This is a genomic window from Pontiella desulfatans (assembly GCF_900890425.1).
Lineage (GTDB): Bacteria > Verrucomicrobiota > Kiritimatiellia > Kiritimatiellales > Pontiellaceae > Pontiella > Pontiella desulfatans.
On record NZ_CAAHFG010000004.1, the window covers coordinates 183,470 to 207,350 of the forward strand.

The window sequence follows — 23,881 nt, forward strand, 5'->3', positions numbered from 1 at the left end:
AGGCGGCCTTCCTTTAGTTTTCTTCCTGCTTGGGCTTCATGCCGATCGCCCAGGCCTTGCCTTGGCGGAACAGTTCGAGGCGGTATGCATACATTTCGAGGGTTTTGGCGGAACCGTTCGCTTCCTTCGCGAGTCCATAGGCCTTTTCCTGCGTCTTCACCGCCATGCCGAAATCGCCAGTCCGCGCATAGGCGCAGGCCAGGGTGTCGATCTCGTGATGGGAATCGCTAAGCTCAACGGCCATGAGCGCAAACCTCAAGGCCTTGGCGCCATCGTGGAACGGGGCGTTTCGGTTGCAGGAATAGAACATGGAAATGACGTTGCAGCCATAGCCATATTTCAGTTCGGCTGCCTTGAGCATCCAGTCCTCGGCCTTGGGCAGGTCCCGGATCGCCGGCGTATGCAGGTAGATGTGCCCAATCTTATACGCAAGCAGACCGTTTGCTTCTTCGCCGAAGGCTTTCTGCAGGATTTCGAGCGCCTTTTTCGGATCCTTCTTCACCCCATCCTTACCCTCCCGGTATTTATCGGCCTCCCGGATTGCATCCTTGTAGGCGTTCCTGGATGGAGGAGCTTGCGTCCGAAGCGCGACTGGAGGCCCCTTATCTTCCCAAACCACATCCTTTCCAAAGCCAGAGGGGATGGCGTATTCGCGCATCACGGGTTTGCCGGCGACCGTTGGCCCATAGATCCTGAAAAGCGCACCCTGCACATTGTCTTGCCGTACCTTCCGTTTCTTGGTGCTCGATCGGGGAATCGGATTTCCGTATATGTCGTAGTCCGTCCAGGTTTCGGTAACGGTTTCATAAACCTCCGCCAGGGATTCGGGATCCGTGCTACGGGTCTGTTTGTCGCGGTTCTCCAGAGTTCCAAAGTCGATCCTCCCGCCGACGCAACGCTTGGAATCCGCCTTTCCTGCATAGCCTTTCTGATCAATATAAACGCGGTACTCCACCCGCACGTCGTTGTAGGGGAATCCGCTTAGATTTTGCAGCATGACGTCGTAATGGACGTTGTCGGATCCCGTTGAACTCTCCTTCTTCATCTGGGCAGCCACCCGGAATTTTTCATTTTCGCAAAACAAGTTCCCGACAATCCACTCCTCGATATAAGGCTGGTCCTTCACCGCGAACGTACCGGGATTGATCCACACCTTGGCTCCGTTGTTGCGCTCGATGCGCAGTTGGTTGCGGGAGGGGTTGTATTCCAGAATCCGCGCCTCGATGACGCGCCCATCCGCCGCCGTGAAAATGCGGAAATCGCCACCGGCCTCCGCGAAACAGATGCCGGCGAACACCGCGAACATCAACCCTAGAACACCTTTCATCACCACCCCCATGGTTTGAATGCCAACAAGATAGCAGGGAGTTTTGCAAAAACCCGTAAGGACAGCAAGCCTTTGGGGCATCGGGCCCACCTGCCGGCATGACATTTTCAATGGAGGGCGAGGCGCTGTCCAAGCCTGCCCAGCCACCAGCGGAAGCTCGGACAGAGCCTCGCCCTCCAGCTTATTGCTTTCCAGGCACGGCCACTCGATCGAACCATTCGGTTGCGAGCTTCGGATTTTTTTCCACGCCGATGCCGTGGTGGTGGATCATGCCGAGGTTGAAGCAGGCCTTGGTGTCTCCGCTCTCCGCCAAGCCGGTCAGGTGCTTGAGCAGGACGCCGCTCTTTTCGGGCGAAAGCGGATTGTCGCTTTGGTCGGCGAGGTTGACGAATTCGCGCAGGTTGTCGATGGGATTGCCGCGGCCTTTGGCGGCCAGCTCCTTGGCCCACTCGAAGTCGGGTTTGCAGCCATGGCCGTAGAGTTTGGCGATGGCGGCGTAGGAGCAGGCGTGCCAGTGGGCCGGGTTTTGCTCGACGGCCTTGGCATAGTTGGCGAAGCCCTCTTCCAGCTTGCCCTGCTTTTCGAGGCTGCGCCCCCAGAAGATCAGGCTCGAAACATCCTTCGGACTCAGAATGTAGGCCTTTTCGAACTTGGCCGCGGCGGCGGGATAGTCGCCCATGTAGAAACAGCAGTTGCCCCACTGGATCCAGTTGATGGCGGTGTAGGGCTGCATTTCGAGCAGCTTGCCATAGACGCGATCCGCATCCTTGTAGCGTTCGAGTTTCTTGAAGGTGTTGGCCAGCCCCTGGTACGACCACGGCTCGGGTTCGAGCTCCACCGCCAGCATGCGGTGCTCGAGCGCCTTCCTGGGCTGGTCCAGATCGGTGGTCAGCAGTTTGGCATAGGTCTGGTGCACCATCACGGGCGCAACCTTCCACTCCTTGAGGATGCGCTTGAACTGCTTCTGCGCCATCTCCGCATGCTTGTCGTGGTAGCGCGCCTCGATGCCGTAGAGCCAGCGGACGAGGATTTCGTCGGGGTGCTTTTCGATCAGCTCCTCGAGGGTTTCGAAACCGGCCTCCACCATCACGCCCATATCCATGGGAACCACCGCGCCCGCCGCCCGCGAGACCACGGAAGCGTCGTCGAGCACATAGGCCTTCACGAGGGAATCGCGCGCGGTTTTCCAATCGAACCGGCTCCGCTGCATGACGCCTTTCAGGAACCACAGCCTCCGGCAATCCGGCACAACGCTGCAGGCCTCGGCCACCAGCCATTCGGCATCCTTTTGCCGCCCCTTGGAAAGATAGTCCATGGCCTCGGCATAGGCGGCCTGGGCATAGTCCGCCTGCGCGCCCCATTCGTCCGGAATCCCCTCGGTTCCCGCCGCGGAAACCCCCACGGCAAAACCTATTGCAACCCACCATGCCCTTCGCGTCTTCATCTCCACCCCGTTCCCGTAGACCGCACCAAAAAAACAGGGGTATGCTACCATGTATACCGGTCATTTCGAACCCAAACTTCAGGCTAGCCAGAGCCCGGGAATTAGAGGATAACGTGGGTTTCATCACATCCCGCCCCGGAGCGGCGGGGGTAACAGACAAGGAGAGATTCCATGAAACGCATCATTACCGCCCTCGTGGCCGCCAGCGCCGCATCCACCTTCGCAGGCGACTTTATCCAGTGGACCGACACCAGTGTGAGCCTGCTGGCCGGTACCGGCTTTGAGGTCGATCCCGAAGACCAGACCACCGTCACGCTCGAACACGCCAACGGCTGGGAATACGGGGACTTCTTCTGGTTCAATGATTTTATCTATTTCAATGGCGATCAAAACAGTGCCGGCGATGACGCATCTTACTATGGCGAAATCGCGCCGCGGTTCAGCCTCAACAAAATGACCGGAAAAGATCTTTCCGTGGCCTTCATTAAAGATTGGTTGATTGCCACCTGCTACGAATACGGGCGCGGGGTCAACCTGGATGAATACGGCCACAACATGCTTGTAGGTGCCGGGGTCGACCTCGATGTTCCGGGCATGGACTTTGTTCAGCTTAATGCTTACCAGCGTTTCGACCTTAAAGGCGGTAACGGCGAATCCATTCAGCTGACCGGCGTCTGGAAATATTCCCGGCCGATGGGCAAAACCACCTTCATCTTCGACGGCTTCCTGGACTGGGTGGTCAACGATGACGGACTGTACAGCAAGAACCTGCACTTTTGCCCGCAGGTCAAGTTCGACATCGGCACCCTCTGGGGCTGGAACCCGAACCGCCTCAACGTGGGTGTGGAATACGACTACTGGTCGAACAAGTACGGGATCAAAGACTCCAACGTGTTCCCGACCACACAGAGCGCCATCAGCCTGCTCGTGAAGTCCCACTTTTAAACCTTACAACCGGAGAAAACCATGCCTGGCTTATTCAAACTCAAAGAACACGGCACCGATACGAAAACGGAAGTCATCGGGGGAATCACAACCTTTCTGACGATGGCCTATATCATCTTCGTGAACCCGATGATCCTGAGCGAAACGGGCATGGATAAACCGGCGCTGATCACCGCCACCTGCCTGGCGGCGGCCTTGGGCACCTTCCTCGTGGGGCTCTGGGCCAATGTGCCATTCGCCATGGCGCCGGGCATGGGGCTCAACGCCTTTTTCACCTACACCCTCGTATTGGGGCAAGGCCTGAACTGGCAGACCGCGCTGGGCGTCGTTTTTGTTTCGGGCATCGTCTTCCTGGTGCTCACCGTGGTGGGCATCCGCGAAAAGGTGGTGACGGCCATACCGGTCGGACTCCGGATTGCCACCGCCGCCGGCATCGGCTTGTTCATCACCTTCATCGGCATGAAAAACCTGGGGCTGATCGTGGATAACCCGGCCACACTGGTTTCGATCGGCCCGCTCACCACGCCGGTGCTGATTGGCCTGGTGGCCCTGCTGGTGATCACCGTGCTCGAGGCCCGCAAGATCAAGGGCGCCATCCTCATCGGCATCGTGTTCGCCACCATCGTCGGCGCGCTTTTCGGCGAAGTCAGCCTGCCGGAAAAACTGGTTTCGGCCCCGCCGAGCCTGGCGCCGATCGCCTTCAAGCTCGATATTCCCGCCGCCCTGCAGTGGGGACTCGTGGGCGCGATCTTTTCCTTCATGTTCGTCGATCTGTTCGACTCCATCGGCACCATCGTCGCCTGCTCCTACGAAGCCGGCTACGTCGAGCCCGACGGAACGATCAAGAAGATCGACAAGGTGCTCGAAGCCGACGCCGTGGCCACCATCGCCGGCTCGCTGCTCGGCACCAGCACCACCACCACCTACATCGAATCCGCTTCCGGCATCGGCGACGGCGCGCGCACCGGGCTCGCCTCGGTGGTGACGGGTTCCCTCTTCCTGCTCGGCCTCTTCCTGGCGCCGCTCATCGGCGTGGTGCCCGGGTTTGCCACGGCGCCGGCGTTGATCATCGTGGGGGTCTACATGTTCCGAAACATCAAGGAGATCAACTTCTCCGACCTGAAGATTGCCGTGCCTTCGTTCCTTACCATGATCCTGATGCCGCTGACCTTCAGCATTGCCACCGGCCTGACGGTCGGCTTTCTCTCCTACATCCTGATTGCGGTCTGCTCCGGCGACTTCAAGAAGGTGTCGCCGGTCATGTGGGTGGTTGGGTTGCTCTCCGCCATCAACCTGGCCGTGAGCGTCGTCCATTAGGGTAATGCGTATTGCGTATTGCGTATTGCGTATTGCGTATTGCGTAAAACGGGAACAACTCCCCGCCTGCCGGGTCCATTACGAATTACGCATTACTCGTTACGTTTTTTTACCAAACCGTTTTCATCGAACCACCATCCACGGCGATGGTCTGGCCGGTGATGTAGGAGGCGGCGTCCGAAAGCAGGAAGGCGCCGAGACGGCCGAATTCCTCGATGGTTCCGTAGCGCCCCAAGGGAATGCCGAGTTCGTTTGCGGCCCGGACTTCCTCCACCGGCAACTCCCGGGCTTCGGCTTTCAGGGCATCCAGCGCCTGGACGCGGTCGGTATCGATCCGCCCCGGCATCAGGTTGTTGATGCGGATGTTTTCCGGCGCCAGCTGCTGCGATAGGCTCTTGGCCAAGCTGGTTACGCCGGACCGCATGACATTCGAAAGCAGCAGGAAATCGATCGGCTCCTTCACGGAAACCGACGTGACGGTGAGGATGGCCCCCCCGCCCACCTCGCGCATGGCGGGCAACACGGCCCGGATCATCCGGACCGAGCTCATCAGCGTCAGTTCAAAGGCGGATTGCCAGTCGGAGTCGGCAAAGTCGTCGAACGTTCCCGCGGGCGGGCCGCCGGCATTCACGACGAGACAATCGACGCCACCGAAGGCCTCGGTTGTGCTTTCGAGCCACTCGGCAATGGATTCCGGATTCGAAACATCCAGAATGTTGGGCAACACCTCCGAGCCGGTCTCCTCGGTTAAAACCTCGGCGGCATCGAACACGTCCGCCTCGGTACGGCTACCGATCGAAACCAAGGCCCCTTCGCGGGCCAGCTCGCGCGCGATGCCGTAGCCGAGCCCCCTGCTCGCCCCGGCCACCATCGCCACTTTTCCATGCAATCCAAGTTCCATTTTTCAACCTCCGTTCACTGCAACAAGAAACCAACCGCCACCACCACCCCGGCATCGGCGGCGGCGTGGGTCAGGATCGGCAGGCCGTAGCCCCCGAACCGGTCCGCCGCCCAGCGCCAGAACACCGAACTGCCCACCAGCACCCCGAAAACCAGGAAAAGCCACGGCCAATGGATCAGCTGGAACAGCACCAGCACGTGGTAGCCGGCAAACAGTAGATCCTGCCAACATAGCCAAACAAAACCTTCCGGCGCAAGGCCGCGCCAATGGATCTCCTCCAGCACCGGGTGGACGATGGAAAAGTAGGGAACCAGCAAAAGCCATGAAAGGCCGGTCAACCCGTAGCGCGCCATCCATTCCGGCAAGACGGTTTCCGATGCGGCAAACCAGGGCCACATGAAATAGACAATCGGTGCGGCAAATGCGCAGACCAGTACCGAAGGAATCAGTAACGGCGTCCGCATGCCCGCCCATGCCCGCTTCCAAACGTTCGGTCGGCGGCGCATCAACAGGAAGGCCACGATGCCCGCGTGATACAGCAGCACCGCCGTCCACGCACTGCGGAACAGGTACAGTCCAACCAGGACGGCCATATAGGGGACGAAGCCGGCAAATAGATTCATGGGGAAAGCTATAATCCATTTTCGGGGTTGCGCCAATTCCGTTTCTGCACTTGATCTTCAGCTCCCCGCATGCTTTCTTACTGGTAAGAAATGGAGAGCATCCAATGCAAAAACTCGCGACAACCAAAATGACGACCAAAGGACAGGTGGTTATTCCCGAAGCAATCCGCAAAGCCTTGCACCTTGAGGCCGGCAACCAATTCGTTGTTGTTGCCCATGAGGACACCGTGATTCTTAAAACCATCAAAGCCCCTTCAATTGATGAATTCAGGGCGCTGATGGACAAAGCCCAGGCACAGGCCAAAGCCGCGGGCATGAAGCAATCAGATATCTCCAAAGCGATTAAAGCCGTCCGGTCTGGAAAATGAGGGTCGTAATCGACACCAACGTTGCCATGTCGGCAATTTTCTTTGGAGGGGTGCCGAGAACTTTGAAGCCAATCAGGATAATGATTTGTAGCGGCGACAAGCACCTACTAAATGTGAATGGCTACAAAGGCATCGAAGTGCTCAAGCCCAAACCCTTTTCCGATAAATACCTCAAGGCTAAATAGATCATGTGTGAAGACTGGATACAACCCATACTCGACAGCGCGCAGGCGCAGGGGCTCGAACGGACGGCGCGCGTCTATCCCGAGGCCGGCGGCGTCATCAAGATCGATGGAAAGGAAGTGCTCAACTTTTCGAGCAACGACTATCTCGACCTCGGCCGCCACCCGCATGTGATGGATCGCGCCCGCGAAGCGCTCGACCAATACGGCATCGGCGCCACCGCCTCGCGGCTGGTGACCGGCACCCTGCCGATCCACGAAGAGCTGGAGGCCCGGCTGGCCCGGGAAAAGGGCTACGAGTCCGCCCTCGTCTTCGGTTCCGGCTATATGGCCAACGCCGGCACCATCCCTAGCCTCGCCGGGCGCGCCGACACCATCTTTGCCGACAAGCTGGTGCACGCCAGCATGGTCGACGCCTGCAAGCTCTCCGGCGCAAAACTGGTACGCTGGGCGCACAACGATGTCGAGGCCCTGGAAAAGCGGCTGGAGCAATACGCAGACACGAACGGCCGGAAGCTGATCATCACCGAATCGGTTTTTAGCATGGACGGCGACCTTGCACCGCTGAAGGAAATCGCGGCGCTGGCCGAAAAATACGGTGCGATGCTGATGGTCGACGAGGCACACAGCACCGGCACCTTTGGCGAAAACGGATCGGGACTGGTTCGTGAATTCGGGATTGAAAAAGCCGTAACCGTTTCGATGGGCACCATGAGCAAGGCGATGGCGGGCTATGGCGGCTACGTCGCTTGTTCCGAAAATCTGCGCAAGCTGCTGGTTAATTCCTCCCGCGCCTTCATCTATACCACCGCCCCGCCCCCGGCCGTCATCGGCGCGGCGCTCGGCGCGCTTGATGTCTTCGAAGCCTCCCCGCGCCTCGGCTACATCCTCCAGGCGAACGCGGCTTATTTTCGCAGCCTGCTCCACGAAGCCGGGCTCGACACCCTGCAAAGCCAAAGCCAGATCATCCCCATCGTCATCGGCGAAAACAAAAAGGCGGTCGCCATTTCGCAACGGTTGCGCGAGGAAGGCATTATTGCGGCCGCCATCCGCCCGCCGACGGTTCCGGCCGGCTCCGCCCGGCTCCGGATTTCCATCACCCTCGCCCACCTCGTCGACGACCTCGAACGCGCCGCCAAGCTCATCATCAAAGCCGTAAAAGAAAACTAGGGTTTTTCGAGTCCCCGACCTTACGAAAACTCTGATCAACGCTTGTATGCAGCATATGCCTCCCATGCCCGCCGGCTCTGGAACCATCAGCGCATAAAACGGCGTAACCGGCCTATTTACTGCGAGTTGCGCGTCATGAACCCCTGCTGGCACGCCCTGTGCGATTGGTGATCATAATAATCAGAGTTCGATCAACCAAGTCTGGGAGATAGACGAAGATCCACCGGGCGCATGAAGGAGATAATGGCCATGAAAAAAACAACCGCGGGATTCAAAGTCGGTATTGTGACGTCGCTGCTCCACTTGGGCTTTGCAGTATATCTCTGCAACATATTTTCACAATCAAACAGCAGTACGGCGGGACTGGTGTTCATCCCTTTGCTAATTCTGGATGCACCGATCATTTTCCTGCTTCAGTTTGCGGGCGGATTGCCTCCCCTGGTTCAGTTTGGAGTTCTGGGTTCGCTATTTTGGTTCCTGGTCCCCTGGCTTACGGGGCGTCTTATTGAGCGCAAGCGCCCCGATTGGCCGGGAGCGGCAAAATGCTTTAGCATCCTTGGAGTCATGGTGCTATTTCCGGTCGTCTCTTTTGTTGGAATTATCCCGTTGCAGTCGACCCTTTCAGATCGGGCAAGAAGGCCGGTTGAACTGAAAAAAAATCTGGGAGATGCCACTTCCGACAATCTTACACAGCGCGTGGTTTTCAGTGATAAGACTCTTCATCAGGGCATAACCTCCATTGATCATGGCCTCTGGAGATCGAATAGTGGGCCGGAGACGTTGGTATGCTTTAACTGGGGAATGGTGCTGCTGGACGATCAGTACGAGGAGCTTCGGCGGGTTGAATTCACCAACCACTATGTTTCAGTGCGCCCAGTGGGCATCGCTGATGCCGGAGACTGCCGGGTACTGGCACGCCGGCACTTTAAGTCCGCCACTTTGCTGGATTCGAATGGCGATGAGATTTGGAACCACGCTGAGCGAGCCGAGGGCGAGAGTGCCATCGACGGAGCCCTTAGCGGGGACATCGATGGGGATGGCGTGGCCGAGTTTGCTGTGAACCGTCGCTATAGGGAAGGGATTAAGCTACTGGACAAAAACGGTAAGACCCTGTGGAAGCATCCGGTCTCTTCACTGGGGCATATCGAGATGGCGGATGTCCGGGGCAACGGAAAGGAAGAATTCTTTTTCAAGGATGGCAGCAGCTTCACTACGTTGGATGCAAACGGGACGGTTGTTGACCGGCTAAAAATATCAAAGGCTCCCGAGGAGTTTGCGTTGGTTCAATGGCCGGGCATAAGAAACCGGCTCAATATTCTTTTGCCGGGAGAGAACAACATCAGGATCGCGGACATGAGGGGCCGCATCCTCATGGAGCTCGATGCTCCGGGATGTCGCACTTATGGAGAAGTCGATGCCGTTGCCGTCAGGTTCCGTAAGGATGAGCCGGCCCATCTGGCGGTTAGAAAGAACCTATCCCCGGATCTGGCCGTGCTCTATGTCTACGACGCCAACGGGACGCTGGTCTTTCAAAAGTCCGAGACAACAAGAAAAGGAATTACGCATCCTACCCTGACAGCAATATCAGCGGGGGATTCCTCCGAAGAGAGGCTGCTGGTTGGGCACTGGAATCGGCTTAAGGGGGCGCAATTGGTCGAGTACTCGCTGAACCCCGATGCAGAGGTCAAACCGCTTGAACAAACAACGGAAGCCGGCATCGCCCCTATGGTTTATGCAGAAGAAAACACTTCCCGGCTAGAGCTTCTTCCCCGGGATGCCGTGATTGAAGGTCGTATAAAACTCGAGGATAAACCTACCGGCCCATGCCTTGGCTATTGGGACTCCCCGGACGATTTCATCTGGTTCGATGTCTCCGGCCTTGGCGAAGGCACCTACAAGGTAATCGTGAACTATGCCGCTCCCTCCCAAAATGGAGGCGTCCTTTCAATCCAACTCAACGAGCGCATGTTTGAGCAGCACTTCAAACCTACCGGCGGCTGGAACACGCGTGCCGATCAGGGCATTGGCGTGATCGAGCATAAAGGCGGGGCATTGGCCATCACCCTGTCCATCAAGGAACCGAACCTGGAAAACTATGCGGTGATGAATTTCTTCTCCATGACCCTGGTAAGGCAGTAACGATTCCAACCCCAGGCCTCGGAACTAAACGGACTGCACTTGATCTATCTCCCACCGATCCTGTACTCCTGTCTTAATGAAAAACGTTCTACTCATAAGTGGATGGGCGCACGGCATCGAGGCCATCAAGCCCATGGGCGATGCGCTGGCCGGTCGCTTCGAAGTGCGGTTGACGACCGGGGCAGACGTGCTCGCCGCCCGATCCATTCCGGACTCCGATTATATCGTGACCGGCTCGATGGGCGGACTGCTGGCCATGGAGCTGCTGCCGGAGAGCTGCCGGAAACTGGTGCTCATCTCCTCCACCGCCAAATTCTGCGCGGCCGAGGACCACCCCTGCGGCACCCACGAAAAAATCCTCAAGCGCATGATTGTGCAACTCCAGCGCAATCCGGATGCCGTTTTGGCGGCGTTTTACAGGAACGTCCACCACCCCCACCCCTGCCACCCCTACGCAGGAGCGCAAGAACCTCTCGACTCGCTGGTGGCCGGGCTCGAGTATTTGCTGGCATCGGACGTCCGCGCGAAGGTTCCGACCCTTGGGGTCCCGACGTTGCTGCTGCACGGAGCGCAGGACCGGATCATCCCCGTCGGTGCGGCGGAATGGCTGCACGGGCAGCTGCCGGACAGCCGGCTGAAGGTCTTCGAAGACGACGGACATGCCTTGCCGGCCCACCACTTCGCCGAAACAATGAATGAAGTTCAGCAGTTCATAAACGAGGAAGATGAAAATGAATGAACCCCTCAAACTCGGATGGAGGGAATGGTGCGCCCTTCCCGAACTTGGAATCCCGGCCATCAAGGCCAAGGTCGATACCGGCGCAAAAACCTCCTGCCTGCACACCTTCTCGATCGAGCCGTACCAAGAGGACGGGGCTTCCCGTGTGCGCTTCAAGGTCCACCCGCTCCAGAAAAATGAAAACCTGGTCCTGGAATGCACCGCCGCGGTGAAGGATGAGCGGATCGTTAGCGATTCGGGCGGGCATAAAGAGTTGCGCTATATCATTGAAACCAAAGTTTTAATTGGCGATAAGTTCCGACTGATTGAGATGTCGCTCACCAACCGGGATTCCATGCGCTTCCGCATGTTGCTCGGTCGTCGCGCCATGGAAGAAAACACGCTTGTCGATCCGGCGGCTTCCTACCTCAACGGGAGACTCAGGGCCAAATCCCTGTACGGCCTCGTTTGAATTTGGAGAATACAAAATGAAAATCGCGCTACTGTCCCGGAATGCCAAACTCTATTCCACCCGCCGGCTCAAAGAAGCGGCGGAAGAGCGAGGGCATGACGTGCAGACCATCGACGTGCTGCGCGCCTACATGAACATTGCATCGCATCACCCGACCATTCACTACAAGGGCGAGGCCATCGAAGGGATCGATGCGGTCATCCCGCGCATTGGCGCCTCGGTGACCTTCTACGGCGCCGCCGTGTTGCGGCAGTTCGAGATGATGGGGGTCTACCCGCTGAATGAATCGGTGGCCATCACCCGCTCGCGCGACAAGCTGCGCTCCCTCCAACTGCTTTCGCGCAAGGGCATTGGCCTGCCGCTCACGGGCTTCGCCAGCAAGCCGGACGATATCAAGGATATGATCAAGATGGTCGGCGGCGCACCGCTGGTCGTCAAGCTGCTCGAAGGCACCCAGGGCATCGGCGTGGTTTTGGCCGAAACGCAAAAGGCGGCGGAAAGCGTGATCGAGGGCTTCATGGGCGTGAAGGCCAACATCCTGGTGCAGGAATACATCAAGGAATCCAAAGGCGCGGACATCCGTTGCTTCGTGATCGGCAACAAGGTCGTTGCCTCGATGCAGCGCAAGGCGGCGCCCGGCGAATTCCGCTCCAACCTCCACCGCGGCGGCACCTCGTCGCTGATCCGGATTACGCCGGAAGAACGTTCCACGGCGGTTCGCGCCGCCAAGATCATGGGGCTGAATGTTGCCGGGGTTGACCTGCTTCGCTCCAACCACGGCCCGGTGGTGATGGAGGTCAACTCCAGCCCCGGGCTCGAAGGCATCGAGAAAGCCACCGGGAAGGATATTGCCGGGCAGGTGATCGATTACATTGAGAAGAATGCCAAGGCGGGGAACACCAAAACCAAAGGGCAAGGCTAGCCCATGCAAGCGGCCATCACCATTGACGGTCAGGAAATCAAGGCAGGAACCCGCCAGTCCATCCATCTGCCGCTACCGGAATTCTACAACTATTCACCCACCACCATGACGATCCATGTGGTGCATGGCCGCAACCCCGGGCCCTGCCTGCTGGTGACGTCCGCGGTGCATGGCGACGAGATCAACGGCGTGGAGATCATCCGCCGCCTGCTGGGCCACAAATCAATCGAACGGATCAAGGGCACCCTGCTGCTGATCCCGGTGGTGAACGTGTTCGGGTTTGTGGCGCAGTCGCGCTACCTGCCGGACCGGCGCGACCTGAACCGCTCCTTCCCCGGATCGCCGAAAGGCTCCATGGCCTCGCGGCTGGCCAATGTGCTCATGACCGAAGTGCTGCCCCATTGCACCCACGTGATCGACCTCCATACCGGGGCCGTCGCCCGCGAAAACTTTCCCCAGATCCGGGCAACGCTCAACGGCAATGCCGAACTCGCGGCGCTCGCCAAGGCGTTCAATGCACCGGTGGTGCTCGATGCCGGCCTGCGCGACGGCACCTTCCGCAAGGCCGCCCATGAGCTCGGCATTCCATCGCTGGTCTACGAGGCCGGCGAGGCCCTCCGCTTCGACGAAGTCTCGATCCGCGCCGGGGTCGCCGGCATACTCAACATTCTGTCGCACCTCGGCATGGTCCGCAAACGGATGCGCCGGAAGGAGCACCATCCGCTCATCGCCAAGAGTTCATCCTGGGTGCGGGCCTCCCAGAGCGGCGTGGCCCGGTCGCTGGTCCCGCTGGGCGCGAAGGTTTCCGTCGGCGACGAGCTGGCCTACATCAGCGATCCCTCCGGCGGACACGAAGAGCTGGTGAAGAGTTCCGTGGCCGGGATCGTGATTGGCCGCACCCGGCTGCCGCTGGTGCACGAGGGGGAAGCGATTTTCCACATTGCGCGGTTTTCCCAAACCTCGGAAGCCGCCGAGTCGATCGAAAACTTCCAGGACGCCTTCGACCCGCTCACCGATACGGTGGAGAGCGAGGAACCGCCGGTGTTCAGCTAGGCGCCGCTACTCCGTTCCGGCCTGCACAATCCGGTACAGGTCCTTCCGCCGGTCCTTCATGTTGCGCACGCTGCCGCGCGAATGCAGTTCCTTGAGCAGGTCGAAGTCCAGATCGGCGATGAGCACCATTTCGGTGTTGGGCGTGGCCTCGGTCTTCACGGTGTTGGTGGGGAACGAAAAATCGGACGGGGTGAAGATGGCCGACTGCGCATACTGGATATCCATGTTGTTGACGTTCGGCAGGTTGCCGACCGCGCCGGCGATGACGACATAGCATTCGTTTTCGATGGCGCGCGCCTGGGCGCAGTGGCGCACGCGCATGTAGCCGTTCTGCGTGTCGGTCAGGAACGGCACGAACAGGATGTTCATCCCCTGGTCGGCCAGGATGCGGCAGACCTCCGGGAACTCGACGTCGTAGCAAACCAAAATGCCGATCCGGCCGCAATCGGTGTCGAACGCCTCGATGCGGTCGCCGCCGGACATGCCCCAGGCCTCGACCTCGGAAGGGGTCGGATGGATCTTGTGGAAGCTGTCGTAGGAACCATCGCGCCGGCAGAGGAACGAGACATTCAACAGGCGGCCGTCTTCGGCCACCTCGGGCATGCTACCGGTGATGACGTTGACGTTGTATGCCACCGCCAGCTCGAGGAACCGATCGCGCACCGGGTTGGTGAACTGGGCCAGCGCACGGATGGCCTTGGCCTCCGGCAGGTGGTTGTGCGGCGACATTAGCCCGTCTTTCGCTATTCGACCCTGAAAACGACTAATTTCGGGGGTGCGACCTCCGTTTTGCCCTTTATTTACCGGGGTGCGTGTTCCAAAACGGGCTGTAGTGCAGACCTTGCCCGTTGACGACTTTGTTTTCTATGGAAAAATAAGGGCATGTACTTGAGATGCCACAAGCGGTTGAAGGACGGTAAGGAACATCGCTACTGGAGTGTCGTGGAAAGTGTCCGCACGCGCCGGGGCGTACATCAGCGTCAGTTGCTCTATCTGGGTGAACTCAATGACAGCCAGCAGGCGCAGTGGTGTTCGGCCCTGGATGTGCTGGACGAGTCGCATGACTGCGTCAAGCAGATGAGCCTGTTCCCCGACGACCGGATGCCGCCGCCCGAGGTGTCCAACCCCGTCCAGATCCGGCTCAGCCAGATGACGCTGCGCCATCCCCGCCAGTGGGGCGGCTGCTGGCTGGCCATGGAACTCTGGAACCAGCTGGAACTCGATTCGTTCTGGGGACCGCGCCTGCCGGACAGTCGCAAAGGTACCGGATGGATCAACGTGCTTAAAACCCTTGTCGCCTACCGCCTGCTCGATCCGGGCAGCGAATGGCGGCTGCACCGCGACTGGTTCCGAAACAGCGCCATGGCCGACCTGCTCGGCGAGGACGATTCGGTGGCTGCCAAGGACACGCTCTACCGCTGCCTCGACAAGCTCTGCGAACATAAGGCCGGCCTGTTCTCCTTCCTGAAGCAACGGTGGGCGGATCTCTTCGGCGCCTCGTACGACGTGTTGCTCTACGACCTCACCAGCACCTACTTCGAATGCGACCCGCCGGAGGATGCCGACGGGCTCAAGCGCTTCGGCTACAGCCGCGACAAACGATCTGACTGTGTACAGGTCGTCATCGCGCTGATCGTCACCCCCGAAGGCTTCCCGGTCGCTTACGAAGTCATGCCCGGCAACACGTCCGACAAAACCACGCTGCCGGACTTCCTCCGCAAAATCGAAAAGCAGTACGGCAGGATGAACCGGCTGTGGATCATGGACCGCGGCATCCCCACCGAAGACGCCCTCGAACAGATGCGCGATGAAGGCGCGAGCTACCTCGTCGGCACCCCGCGCGGACGGCTCACCAAACTCGAGGACCAGCTCTTCGCCGAGCCGTGGAAAAAAGTGCAGGAACAAATCGAAGTCAAACTCGCCCGCGACGGCGAAGACCTCTACGTGCTCACCCGCAGCGGCGGACGGCGCGATAAGGAGCAATCCATGCGGCGGCGCAAACTTAAGAAGCTCTGGAAACGGCTGCACCAAATCAGCGGCATGAAGAACCTCAAGCGCGACGCGCTGCTGCTCAAGCTCGGCGCCGCCAGGCAGGACGCCGGAAAAGCATGGGGACTAATCGATATCCAGCTCCCCGAACCCCGACAACCCGTCACGCCCGACACCTTCACCTTCCGCCTCAACCGGCAGAAACTACGAAAGGCGCGGCGCGGCGAGGGAACCTACCTGCTACGCACCAACCTCACCGCCGGCAACCCCGAAGAGCTGTGGAAACAATACATCGTGCTCACCGAAGTCGAGCAGGCCTTCAAGGAACTCAAACACGACCTCAACATCCGGCCCGTCTACCACCAGAAAGACGACCGCATCGAATCGCATATCTTCGTCAGCTTCCTCTCCTACTGTCTGCAGGTCACGCTCAAGCAGCGGGCCAAGGTAAAAGCGCCCGGCCTCACGCCCCGCGCCATCCTCGAAAAGTTCAAAGCCATGCAGATGATCGACGTGCACCTGCCCACCACCGACGGCCGCAACCTGGTCCTGCCGCGCTACACCCAGCCCGAAAAGGATCTCCAGCTTCTCCTGCACCAGCTCAACCTGACGCTACCGGATCAGCCGCCCCCTCGGCTCGAGGAACTAAAAAATAAATGTAGTGCAGACCTATGAACAGAAATGGAATAAACAAGGCACTTTTACCCGTGAATAGCGAAAGACGGGTTAGCGGCGCGTTGAAGAATTCCGGGAAGAGCACGAAGTCGGCCTTGTAGTCGGAGACGGCATCGATGAAATATTCCGCCTGCTCCATCAGTTTTTCCACACTGGCGAACGGGCGCATCTGCCACTGCACCAGCCCGACCCGGACATCGGTGCGCTCGACATTGAGCACGGAGGGGTTGGGCTGGTAGTAGATGTTGTTCCACTCGAGCAGGGTGGCGAACTCGCGGCTTTCGACGTCCCCTTCGAGATAGTTCTTGAGCACCTTCTTCACATGGAAGCCGTTGGAGAGCTGGAAGCTCAGGGTGGAATCGTGGATCTCCTTGCCCTGCACCTTCTCGATGTATTCGCGCGGGGTCATTTCGTGCGCGAAGTTCTTGTAGTTCGGGATCCGCCCGCCCGCCATGATGGCGCGCAGGTTGAGGTTTTCGCACAGCTCCTTGCGCCCTTCGTAGAGCCGGCGGCCGAGGCGCATGCCGCGGTATTCGGGATGCACGAACACATCGATCCCGTAGAGCACATCCCCCTCGGAATCGTGCGTGTTGAAGGTGTGGTCCCCATGGATCTGGACATACGTATGGTTGTCGCCGAACCGGTCGTACTGGACAATGAGCGAAAGCGCGCTGGCCACCACCTTGCCGTTGAGCGTGATGCACAACTGGCCTTCGGGGAAAATCTTCAGCAGGCGGCGGATCTCCACCTCTTTCCACGAGCCCAGGCCGGTCTGCTCATAGGCCTTGTCCATGGAGCTGCGCAGATGGATATAGTCTTCGATTTCAAGGTGGCGGAGTTCGATGATGTCCTGGCTGTTTTATCCATGAAGAATTCCCGTTTATTGGTTGCGCGCTGGAATAGCGGTTGTTCCCGGCAATGTAAACAAGGAAAGTTGATTCACCAGGGAGGGATGCCAACGATTCCCCGCCGCCAGGTCGACCAAACCATAGAAGCTGAAAATAAACTTCGCCTTGCTTTCGGCGACCAGCAGGCGAAGCACATATTCAAGCGTGAAGATGGCGACCGTCGCCATTTCAATACCGTTCAGAATTCCCTGCATGCTTTCCGAAAGGTTGGGCAGGGTGTCGATCGAAAAGGTAACCAGCGAAACAAGGATCAAGCCCTGGACGGCAAACGCGAAGGCTTTCCCGGCAGCATGCTCGTTGCTGTTGACGATTTGATTAATGGCATCTTTGCTGATCATAGACCAATCTCCACGGTCGATAACGCCTGATTGTTGGCGAAGTTATATGAAGAGGCCCCGTCGAACATCGAGTAAACAAAGATGCCCCCTGCCCTGGCGAGTTGACTCAACTTGAATGATGCCAAAGCGGTGGAGGAGCATTGGATACGAATCGGTTCTATGGCAGGATGCCTTCCTGCATCTGGATAAGGAGACGCGATGAAAGTAATGATTCTCTATGCGAATGCCGGAAACGGGCACCGGCGTGCCGCGGAGGCGCTGGCCTCGGTTTGCGAACAAGACGACCGGTTTTCGGAAGTAAGGTTGGTCGATGCGCTCGAATACACCAACAAGGTGTTCGAGGAGCTCTATGCCAAGCTCTACATCGAAGCCGTGAAAAAAATACCGACCATCTGGTCCTATGCCTTCGATGAAACAGACCAGCCCTGGGAAAAGGAAAAGGGCCGCATGCTGCTGCACCGCCTGAACGGGCTGCCGCTGGCCCGGCAAATCAAAAAATTCCAGCCCGACCTCTGCCTATGCACGCACTTCATGCCGGCGGACATCATCTCAACCATGCTACGCAAGGACGACATCAACACGGATCTCGCCGTGGTGGTCACCGACTATTATGTGCATGCCACCTGGCTCGAGCCTTACATCAACAGGATCTATGTTGCGAAAGAGGAAAGCCGCGAACAACTGATCCGGCTGAATTTTCCGCCCAAACGCGTCAGGACGCTCGGCATTCCGATCGATCCGCTGTTTGAAGCGCCCGGCAACCGCGACGAGCTTTGCCGGAAACATGGCATTGATCCCGCCCTGCCGGTGGTCCTGCTTTCTGCCGGCGCCTTCGGGGTAATGACCGGAAGCGACATGGCAAACATGGTCAGTGGAATTACCTCCCGATGCCACCTCGTGATGGTTTGTGGAAACAACGCCAAGTTGAAGAAACAGATCGATGCCTACATCGCAGCCCATCCGGTCGAAAACATGCTCTTCCATACGCTGGGCTTCACCAAGGAGATGCACGAGTGGATGGCCATGGCCACGCTGTTCATCGGCAAACCCGGCGGACTGAGCACCTCCGAGTGTCTCGCCCTCGGCCTGCCGATGGTCATCTGGAACCCCATCCCGGGGCAGGAGGTCTTCAACACCATCTATCTGCTGGAAAACGGCGCGGCCATTGCGCCCGACAGCGTATCGACCCTCTCTTTCCGCATCGATGAACTGCTCAAGAATCCGGGAAAGCTCCAGCGGATGCAGGCCGCCGCCAAGGCGCTGGGCCGCCCGCACGCCGCGCGCGACATCGTCAACGACGCCGTCGAGCACCTCGATGAAGGGGTCGTGCGCATCTCCAGGTCCAAACAGGATTAACGTGCCGACGACCATGGATACCTTTCTGAAATTTCCCGAAAACTTCCTGTGGGGGAGCGCGGTGTCCGGGCACCAGATCGAGGGTGCCAACAAGCACTCCGACTGGTGGCACTGGGAGCTGGCCACCCCCGAACAGCCCGAATCCGGGAAGGCGGTCGACTACTGGAACCGCTTTGAGCAAGACCATGAGCTGCTCGCGGCCATGGGGCATCAGGCCTTCCGAATTGGGATTGAGTGGGCGCGCGTCGAGCCTCGCAAAGGAGAATTCGACCGCACCGCCATCGAGAACTACCGCCGGATGCTCGCCTCGCTTCGGCGGCATGGCATCCAGGTTTGCCTCACCCTGCACCATTGGGTGCTGCCGCGCTGGGTGGCGGAGCAGGGCGACTGGACCAACCCCGATACCGTTGAACAGTTCCTGCGCTATGTCGAATTCATCGTCGATGAACTCGGCGATTTCCCCGACCTTTGGATCACGCTCAACGAGCCGATGGTGGCGTTGCTCGCCGGGAATATTTCGGGCGACTTCCCGCCGCAGCGCCGCTCCATTCCCGCGTTCCGGACATGCAGCCGCAACATGCTGCGCGCCCATGCGGGTGCCTATGCCCTGATTCACAAGCGGCGTCCGGACGCCCGCGTCGGCATCGCCATGGCCTATCCATATTTGGAGGCGTGGGGAACTCCGGGACTGCGCGGTTGGTATGAGCGCCGGACGGAACACTTCACCCGCACGCTGCTTTTCCGGGCATGGGATCGCTCCGTCCATACCGGCCGGCTGCATCCATTTTTCGGGAAGGGGAAAATCGACGGATTGGAAGACTCGATCGACTTTTGCGGCATCAACTATTATTTCCGCATGTCGCTTCGTTTTTCACTGCGCAAATGGAACAAAGGTTTCCTCGACATCGATTCCATCCCGCGTGGAGTGGAAACCACCGACATGGGCTGGCAGATCTGGCCGGAGGGCTTGGCGCACATTCTTTCTGAAGTGTGGGCGCGCTATGGGAAGCCGATCTACATCACCGAAAACGGCATCGCCGATGCCGACGACCAAAAGCGTCCAGGCTACATGACCGGACATCTCAAACAGATCCACACCGCCCTGCAGGAGGGCCTTCCCGTTGAAGGCTATTTCCACTGGTCGTTCATCGACAACTTTGAATGGAAGGAAGGCTTTTCCATGAAGTTCGGACTGGTGGAAGTCGACCCCGCCGACCCGGAACTCAAACGCACGCCGCGACCCAGCGCACAGCTCTACAGCCGGATCATCCGTGACCGCGGGTTCACATCTTCCTAGGCGTTTTCTTTGACAGAGCGAAGGACAGCAGCAGCCCCGCCACCGCCCCCACCATGAAGGTAATCGTGAGTAACGCGGCACGCGGCATGGTGAAGGAGACAAACAGGAAGCGCGTCTCCACCGCCTGTGTGTTTTGGAACACCACGATCAACACGAGTAGGATCAGCGCCAAAGCGGCGTAGAGTTTTAGTTTGATCATGAAGCGTCCTCCTGTGTTGTATTGGCCAAGCATTTTATTCCTCAAGGATGGGTTGTCGACCTTCATCTGGCAACCGCCTATGCCCCGCCGCTGGATCAGAACCATTTCATGCGCCGGAAACCGTAGAGCATGCCGAGGGAGAGCGTCACCATGACGACCCAAAAAACGGGATAGCTGTATTTCCAGCCCAGCTCGGGCATGTGCTCGAAGTTCATGCCGTAGATGCCCGCCACGAAGGTGAGCGGAATGAAGATGGTGGCGATGATGGTGAGCACCTGCATGACCTGGTTGGTCTTGTGGCCCATGCTGGACAGGTAGAGGTCCTGCACGCCGCTGAGCATGTCGCGGAAGGTTTCGACGGTGTCGATCACCTGGATGGTGTGGTCGTAGAGGTCGCGCAGGTAGGCGGAGATTTTGGCCGAAAGCAGGTTGCTTTCGCCCCGCTCCAGCCCGCCGATGGCCTCGCGCAGCGGCCAGATGGCCTTGCGGATGTAGAGCAGCTCGCGCTTCTGGGCATAGAGTTCGTTCAGCAACAGGCTGTTCGGGTTTTCCATGAGAGCCTGCTCGATCCCCTCGATCTGTTCGCCGGTCTTTTCGAGGATGACGAAATAGTTGTCCACAATGGCGTCCATCAGCGCGTAGAGCAGATAGTCCGGCCCCATCTTGCGGATGCGGCCATGGCTTTGGCGCAGGCGGTCGCGGATTTCGTCGAACACGTCGCCCGCCCGTTCCTGGAAGGTGATCAGGCAATGCTTGGTGAGGATGAAACTGATCTGCTCGGAGTGGATCTCGCGGGCTCCGGGTTCAACGAACAGCATGCGCACCACCAGGAAGAGATAATCGCCGAGATCCTCCAGCTTGGGGCGTTGGGTGGTGTGCAGGATGTCTTCGAGTACCAACGGATGAATCCCGAACCCTTTCCCGATCCGGGCCACCGCCTCCGTGTCGTTCAGTCCGGTTACATTGATCCAGGAGACGGTGGCGGTATCCTTGAGCGCAAGACAGGCCTCCGTTGCGGCATCCGACTGTTCGGCGAGGGTGGCGGCATCAAAGTCCATCACGGAAATGCGCAACGGCTCCGCCTTCTGCTTCCCGGTGTAGACCATGGTTCCTGGCGGGGTGCCCTGCTTATCCGAAATCGTAATGAACAAGCGCTTCAATTGTTTTCCAGAGGCGGTCAAAAGATGGTTCATCTGCTGGTCCGCAACCTTGAATAGTTTGTTCATGGCTCCTGCCTTTCCGGAATTTTGTTCCAACCTAACACCTCTTGCCAACCCGGTTGCAAGTGCCATTCAGCGATTATTCCGCGCGCGCAGCGCCAGAATGGCCAGGGTGGCCATCGTCAGCGGAACGGCGAAATACAGCATCGTTGCGCTGAACAGGGGCAAGGCCTTGTGGTGGGATGCCGCCAAAAGGAGGTATAGGGTGTACGCCACATAGTACCCGAACAAGAGGCCCCCTCGCGCCGGCTGATGATGCCGCCGGTAAAGAAGACCGGCAGACACGCGAAGGAAACAACGATCATGATCGGCAGGTCGAGCCGGATAACCGCGGTCGAAACCTCAATCCCCGCCGGCGCAGCAATGCTGGAGAGCCCGAGCACCCCCATCAGGTTGAAGAGGTTGCTGCCCACCACGTTTCCCAGGGCAATGCCGGCCTGGGAGGAGAGCGCCGCCTTGATACCCACCGCCAGCTCGGGTGCGCTCGTGCCGAACGCCACGACCGTAAGCCCAATGACCAGGGGCGATATGCCAAAAACCGCGGCAAGGCGGGATGCCCCCCGAACCAGGGCTTCGGCACCGAGAACCAGCAGAACGAGACCGGCGATGAAGAGAACAATGGCCATGGGCGTTGCCAGCCGGGGGTCAGGAGGATGGCTGCGCGGGGCTTTCCGACGGCGCGGGGACGACATGCACGGGGAACGGCTTGGTGGCCTCCCCGGCGTAGAGCGTCCGGTGCGGGAACGGGATTTCAATCCCCTCTGCGTCGAACCGCTTCTTGACCTCCATGAGCAGGCTGTTGCGCAGGTTGACGTAGTCGGCCTTGGCAAACCAGGGGCCGAACAGGAACTCGAGCGCGGAATCGCCGAACCCCTTGAAAACCACAATCGGCTCCGGCTCGTCCAGGCAAAGCGGGTTGGCGTTGGCCACCTCCTTCAGGATACGGATGACCTTTTCGATGTCCTCCTTGTAGGCCACGCCGATCGGGATATCCATGCGGCGGATCGGGAAGCGGGTCACGTTGGTGAACGATCCCTTGATCAGCGTTTCGTTCGGAATGCGGATCAGCTGGTTGTTGAACGTGCGCAGCTGCACCGAGAGCAGGTCGATGGAAAACACGGTTCCGTGGTCGGTGCCGACATGCAGCACATCGCCCACGGCAAACGGGCGTTCCCAAATCAGGAAGAGCCCGCTGATGAGGTTCGATAGACTCGTTTGGGAGGCAAAGCCGATCGCCACCCCGGCAATGCCTGCCGCGCCAAGCAGCGTCCCCAGCTGCACCCCGGCCTTCTGCAACACCATCAGCACCACGATGGTGGAACCGAGGTAGACCACCCCCTTGCTCAACAGCATGATGGACTGCTCGCTGGTCTTCTTGCGGAGCCCCCGGCGAATCAGGTAGCCGACGAACCGCAGCAACGGAAGGCCGATGCCCAGCAACAGGACACAATAAACTATGGTTCCCTGGTGAACCGAAAACCACTCGCCGAACGATTCCGTCATGGCAGCTCCACCTTCTGTATAAGGTTATCGAACGTCTTGAGCAATGCACCGTGCCGCATGGCCTCGCGCGCCGACCCCACCTGGGCCCCGGCCCGGTCATACTCCGGTGCCCCCGAGGCGTAGACGATCCGGCTCCAGTTTTCCTCGCCGCGGTAGCTGACGCGCCCCTTGCTTGTCCAGAGCCGCGTTGCGCCCTGGAACACATTCAGGTATTGCGGACGCAGGCACAGCCGCTCGAATTTGAGCAGCTCCGACGATGCGTTGCGGACCTCCAGCGGAAAGACGGCGCGGTGCGCATGCGGCAGCAGTTCGGCAAGATGCCGTTTGGCCGTTGTTTTGAGCGCATAGCAAAGCTCGCCCTCGGTGGTCGGGCCGAACCAGGAATTCGAGAGGGTCATGGTCGGGATTTCCACTGCGGGATCCTGCCGGGCTCCATTGACGACGGCGATCCAAAGGGGAATGCCGATGAAGAACTGCACCGACTGCCGGGGCATCAGGGAAATCGGCATTTCGGGGCGGACGATGATCGGCCGGTCCGGCAGCCTCGGCAGGAACCGGAGGCTGTTGATCCCCTCGTCGATGATCCACCGCGTCCATTCGTTGTCGGGGTTGAGGGGTTCGTCCAGGGTTCTCACGAAGCAACGTTCGTCGCCACCCGCCACGGACTCGTGGGCCACATACCAATCCTGCATCCCGCGGTGGATCCGCATAAGCAGCGGCCCCACCGCGAATTCCAGCGTCTGGTTCCGTTCGAGCGCATGCGGCGCCCATAGTTTTGAATAGTCAAGCATCGGGGAAATATCCTGTTGATCCAT

The 23,881-nt window shown here is 59.1% G+C and carries 23 protein-coding genes and 1 pseudogene; 12 read left to right on the forward strand and 12 right to left on the reverse strand.

Annotated elements, in window-relative coordinates; translation table 11 throughout:
* Positions 1–13: 13 nt before the first annotated feature.
* Complete coding sequence (locus E9954_RS26320) at positions 14–1,327, reverse strand: SEL1-like repeat protein (RefSeq protein ID WP_136082285.1); 1,314 nt, start codon at positions 1,325–1,327, stop codon at positions 14–16.
* A 181-nt stretch (positions 1,328–1,508) separates the two neighbouring features.
* Complete coding sequence (locus E9954_RS26325; protein ID WP_168442617.1) at positions 1,509–2,771, reverse strand: tetratricopeptide repeat protein; 1,263 nt, start codon at positions 2,769–2,771, stop codon at positions 1,509–1,511.
* A gap of 171 nt (positions 2,772–2,942) precedes the next feature.
* On the opposite strand from E9954_RS26325, the gene E9954_RS26330 reads away from it, so the two are divergent.
* Both E9954_RS26330 and E9954_RS26335 read left to right on the forward strand, forming a co-directional pair.
* Positions 2,943–3,716, forward strand: a complete 774-nt coding sequence (locus E9954_RS26330) for an outer membrane protein OmpK (protein WP_136082287.1) — start codon at positions 2,943–2,945, stop codon at positions 3,714–3,716.
* A 21-nt stretch (positions 3,717–3,737) separates the two neighbouring features.
* Positions 3,738–5,033: an NCS2 family permease gene (locus E9954_RS26335; RefSeq protein WP_136082288.1), complete on the forward strand. Its 1,296-nt coding sequence runs from the start codon at positions 3,738–3,740 to the stop codon at positions 5,031–5,033.
* 109 nt (positions 5,034–5,142) lie between these two features.
* Here E9954_RS26335 and E9954_RS26340 read toward each other — a convergent pair whose 3' ends face one another.
* The gene (locus E9954_RS26340) at positions 5,143–5,934 is read right to left on the reverse strand and encodes an SDR family oxidoreductase (RefSeq protein WP_136082289.1); all 792 of its coding nucleotides are present in this window, start codon (positions 5,932–5,934) and stop codon (positions 5,143–5,145) included.
* A gap of 14 nt (positions 5,935–5,948) precedes the next feature.
* Positions 5,949–6,557, reverse strand: coding sequence for a CPBP family glutamic-type intramembrane protease (locus tag E9954_RS26345; RefSeq protein ID WP_136082290.1), 609 nt, complete (start codon positions 6,555–6,557; stop codon positions 5,949–5,951).
* Positions 6,558–6,661: 104 nt separating this feature from the next.
* On the opposite strand from E9954_RS26345, the gene E9954_RS26350 reads away from it, so the two are divergent.
* The 7 genes from E9954_RS26350 to E9954_RS26380 all read left to right on the forward strand — a co-directional run bounded on the left by E9954_RS26350 (position 6,662) and on the right by E9954_RS26380 (position 13,581).
* Entirely contained in the window at positions 6,662–6,925 is a 264-nt protein-coding gene (locus tag E9954_RS26350) for an AbrB/MazE/SpoVT family DNA-binding domain-containing protein (RefSeq protein WP_136082291.1), read from the forward strand.
* Positions 6,926–7,113: 188 nt separating this feature from the next.
* On the forward strand, positions 7,114–8,277 hold the full coding sequence (gene bioF, locus E9954_RS26355; protein WP_136082292.1) for an 8-amino-7-oxononanoate synthase: 1,164 nt from the start codon (positions 7,114–7,116) through the stop codon (positions 8,275–8,277).
* A 249-nt stretch (positions 8,278–8,526) separates the two neighbouring features.
* Positions 8,527–10,416, forward strand: a complete 1,890-nt coding sequence (locus E9954_RS26360) for a carbohydrate-binding protein (RefSeq protein ID WP_136082293.1) — start codon at positions 8,527–8,529, stop codon at positions 10,414–10,416.
* A gap of 76 nt (positions 10,417–10,492) precedes the next feature.
* The gene (locus tag E9954_RS26365) at positions 10,493–11,155 is read left to right on the forward strand and encodes an alpha/beta fold hydrolase (protein ID WP_136082294.1); all 663 of its coding nucleotides are present in this window, start codon (positions 10,493–10,495) and stop codon (positions 11,153–11,155) included.
* Complete coding sequence (locus E9954_RS26370) at positions 11,148–11,606, forward strand: ATP-dependent zinc protease family protein (RefSeq protein WP_222847326.1); 459 nt, start codon at positions 11,148–11,150, stop codon at positions 11,604–11,606. The genes E9954_RS26365 and E9954_RS26370 overlap by 8 nt, the downstream gene beginning before the upstream one ends.
* A gap of 16 nt (positions 11,607–11,622) precedes the next feature.
* Positions 11,623–12,528 (forward strand): 30S ribosomal protein S6--L-glutamate ligase, encoded by a 906-nt coding sequence (gene rimK, locus E9954_RS26375; protein WP_136082296.1) that lies wholly within the window; start codon positions 11,623–11,625, stop codon positions 12,526–12,528.
* A gap of 3 nt (positions 12,529–12,531) precedes the next feature.
* Positions 12,532–13,581, forward strand: coding sequence for a succinylglutamate desuccinylase/aspartoacylase family protein (locus E9954_RS26380; RefSeq protein WP_136082297.1), 1,050 nt, complete (start codon positions 12,532–12,534; stop codon positions 13,579–13,581).
* A 6-nt stretch (positions 13,582–13,587) separates the two neighbouring features.
* Here E9954_RS26380 and E9954_RS26385 read toward each other — a convergent pair.
* Positions 13,588–14,313 (reverse strand): annotated as a pseudogene (locus tag E9954_RS26385) (carbon-nitrogen hydrolase family protein); the annotation flags it as partial.
* Positions 14,314–14,463: 150 nt separating this feature from the next.
* Between E9954_RS26385 and E9954_RS26390 the strand changes: the two are divergent.
* On the forward strand, positions 14,464–16,245 hold the full coding sequence (locus tag E9954_RS26390; protein WP_136082299.1) for an IS1634 family transposase: 1,782 nt from the start codon (positions 14,464–14,466) through the stop codon (positions 16,243–16,245).
* Here the strand turns inward: E9954_RS26390 and E9954_RS26395 are convergent.
* The gene (locus E9954_RS26395; protein ID WP_136082300.1) at positions 16,172–17,038 is read right to left on the reverse strand and encodes a GNAT family N-acetyltransferase; all 867 of its coding nucleotides are present in this window, start codon (positions 17,036–17,038) and stop codon (positions 16,172–16,174) included. The two genes, E9954_RS26390 and E9954_RS26395, sit on opposite strands and share 74 nt — an antisense overlap.
* A gap of 87 nt (positions 17,039–17,125) precedes the next feature.
* Positions 17,126–17,491, reverse strand: coding sequence for an ion transporter (locus E9954_RS26400; RefSeq protein ID WP_136082301.1), 366 nt, complete (start codon positions 17,489–17,491; stop codon positions 17,126–17,128).
* 198 nt (positions 17,492–17,689) lie between these two features.
* Between E9954_RS26400 and E9954_RS26405 the strand changes: the two genes are divergently transcribed.
* Positions 17,690–18,847 (forward strand): MGDG synthase family glycosyltransferase, encoded by a 1,158-nt coding sequence (locus E9954_RS26405; RefSeq protein ID WP_136082302.1) that lies wholly within the window; start codon positions 17,690–17,692, stop codon positions 18,845–18,847.
* Position 18,848: 1 nt separating this feature from the next.
* On the forward strand, positions 18,849–20,144 hold the full coding sequence (locus E9954_RS26410) for a glycoside hydrolase family 1 protein (protein WP_168442618.1): 1,296 nt from the start codon (positions 18,849–18,851) through the stop codon (positions 20,142–20,144).
* On the opposite strand, the gene E9954_RS26415 is transcribed toward E9954_RS26410, so the two are convergent.
* The 5 genes from E9954_RS26415 to E9954_RS26435 all read right to left on the reverse strand — a co-directional run bounded on the left by E9954_RS26415 (position 20,131) and on the right by E9954_RS26435 (position 23,881).
* Entirely contained in the window at positions 20,131–20,343 is a 213-nt protein-coding gene (locus E9954_RS26415; RefSeq protein WP_168442619.1) for a LapA family protein, read from the reverse strand. The two genes, E9954_RS26410 and E9954_RS26415, sit on opposite strands and share 14 nt — an antisense overlap.
* Positions 20,344–20,438: 95 nt before the next feature.
* Complete coding sequence (gene corA / locus E9954_RS26420; RefSeq protein ID WP_222847327.1) at positions 20,439–21,569, reverse strand: magnesium/cobalt transporter CorA; 1,131 nt, start codon at positions 21,567–21,569, stop codon at positions 20,439–20,441.
* Positions 21,570–21,685: 116 nt separating this feature from the next.
* Positions 21,686–22,189 carry a sodium:calcium antiporter gene (locus E9954_RS26425; RefSeq protein WP_222847328.1) on the reverse strand — a complete coding sequence of 168 codons (504 nt, stop codon included), beginning with the start codon at positions 22,187–22,189 and terminating at the stop codon, positions 21,686–21,688.
* A 19-nt stretch (positions 22,190–22,208) separates the two neighbouring features.
* On the reverse strand, positions 22,209–23,066 hold the full coding sequence (locus tag E9954_RS26430; protein ID WP_136082305.1) for a mechanosensitive ion channel family protein: 858 nt from the start codon (positions 23,064–23,066) through the stop codon (positions 22,209–22,211).
* Positions 23,063–23,881: a DUF432 domain-containing protein gene (locus E9954_RS26435; RefSeq protein WP_168442620.1), complete on the reverse strand. Its 819-nt coding sequence runs from the start codon at positions 23,879–23,881 to the stop codon at positions 23,063–23,065. Before E9954_RS26435 ends, E9954_RS26430 begins: the two co-directional genes overlap by 4 nt.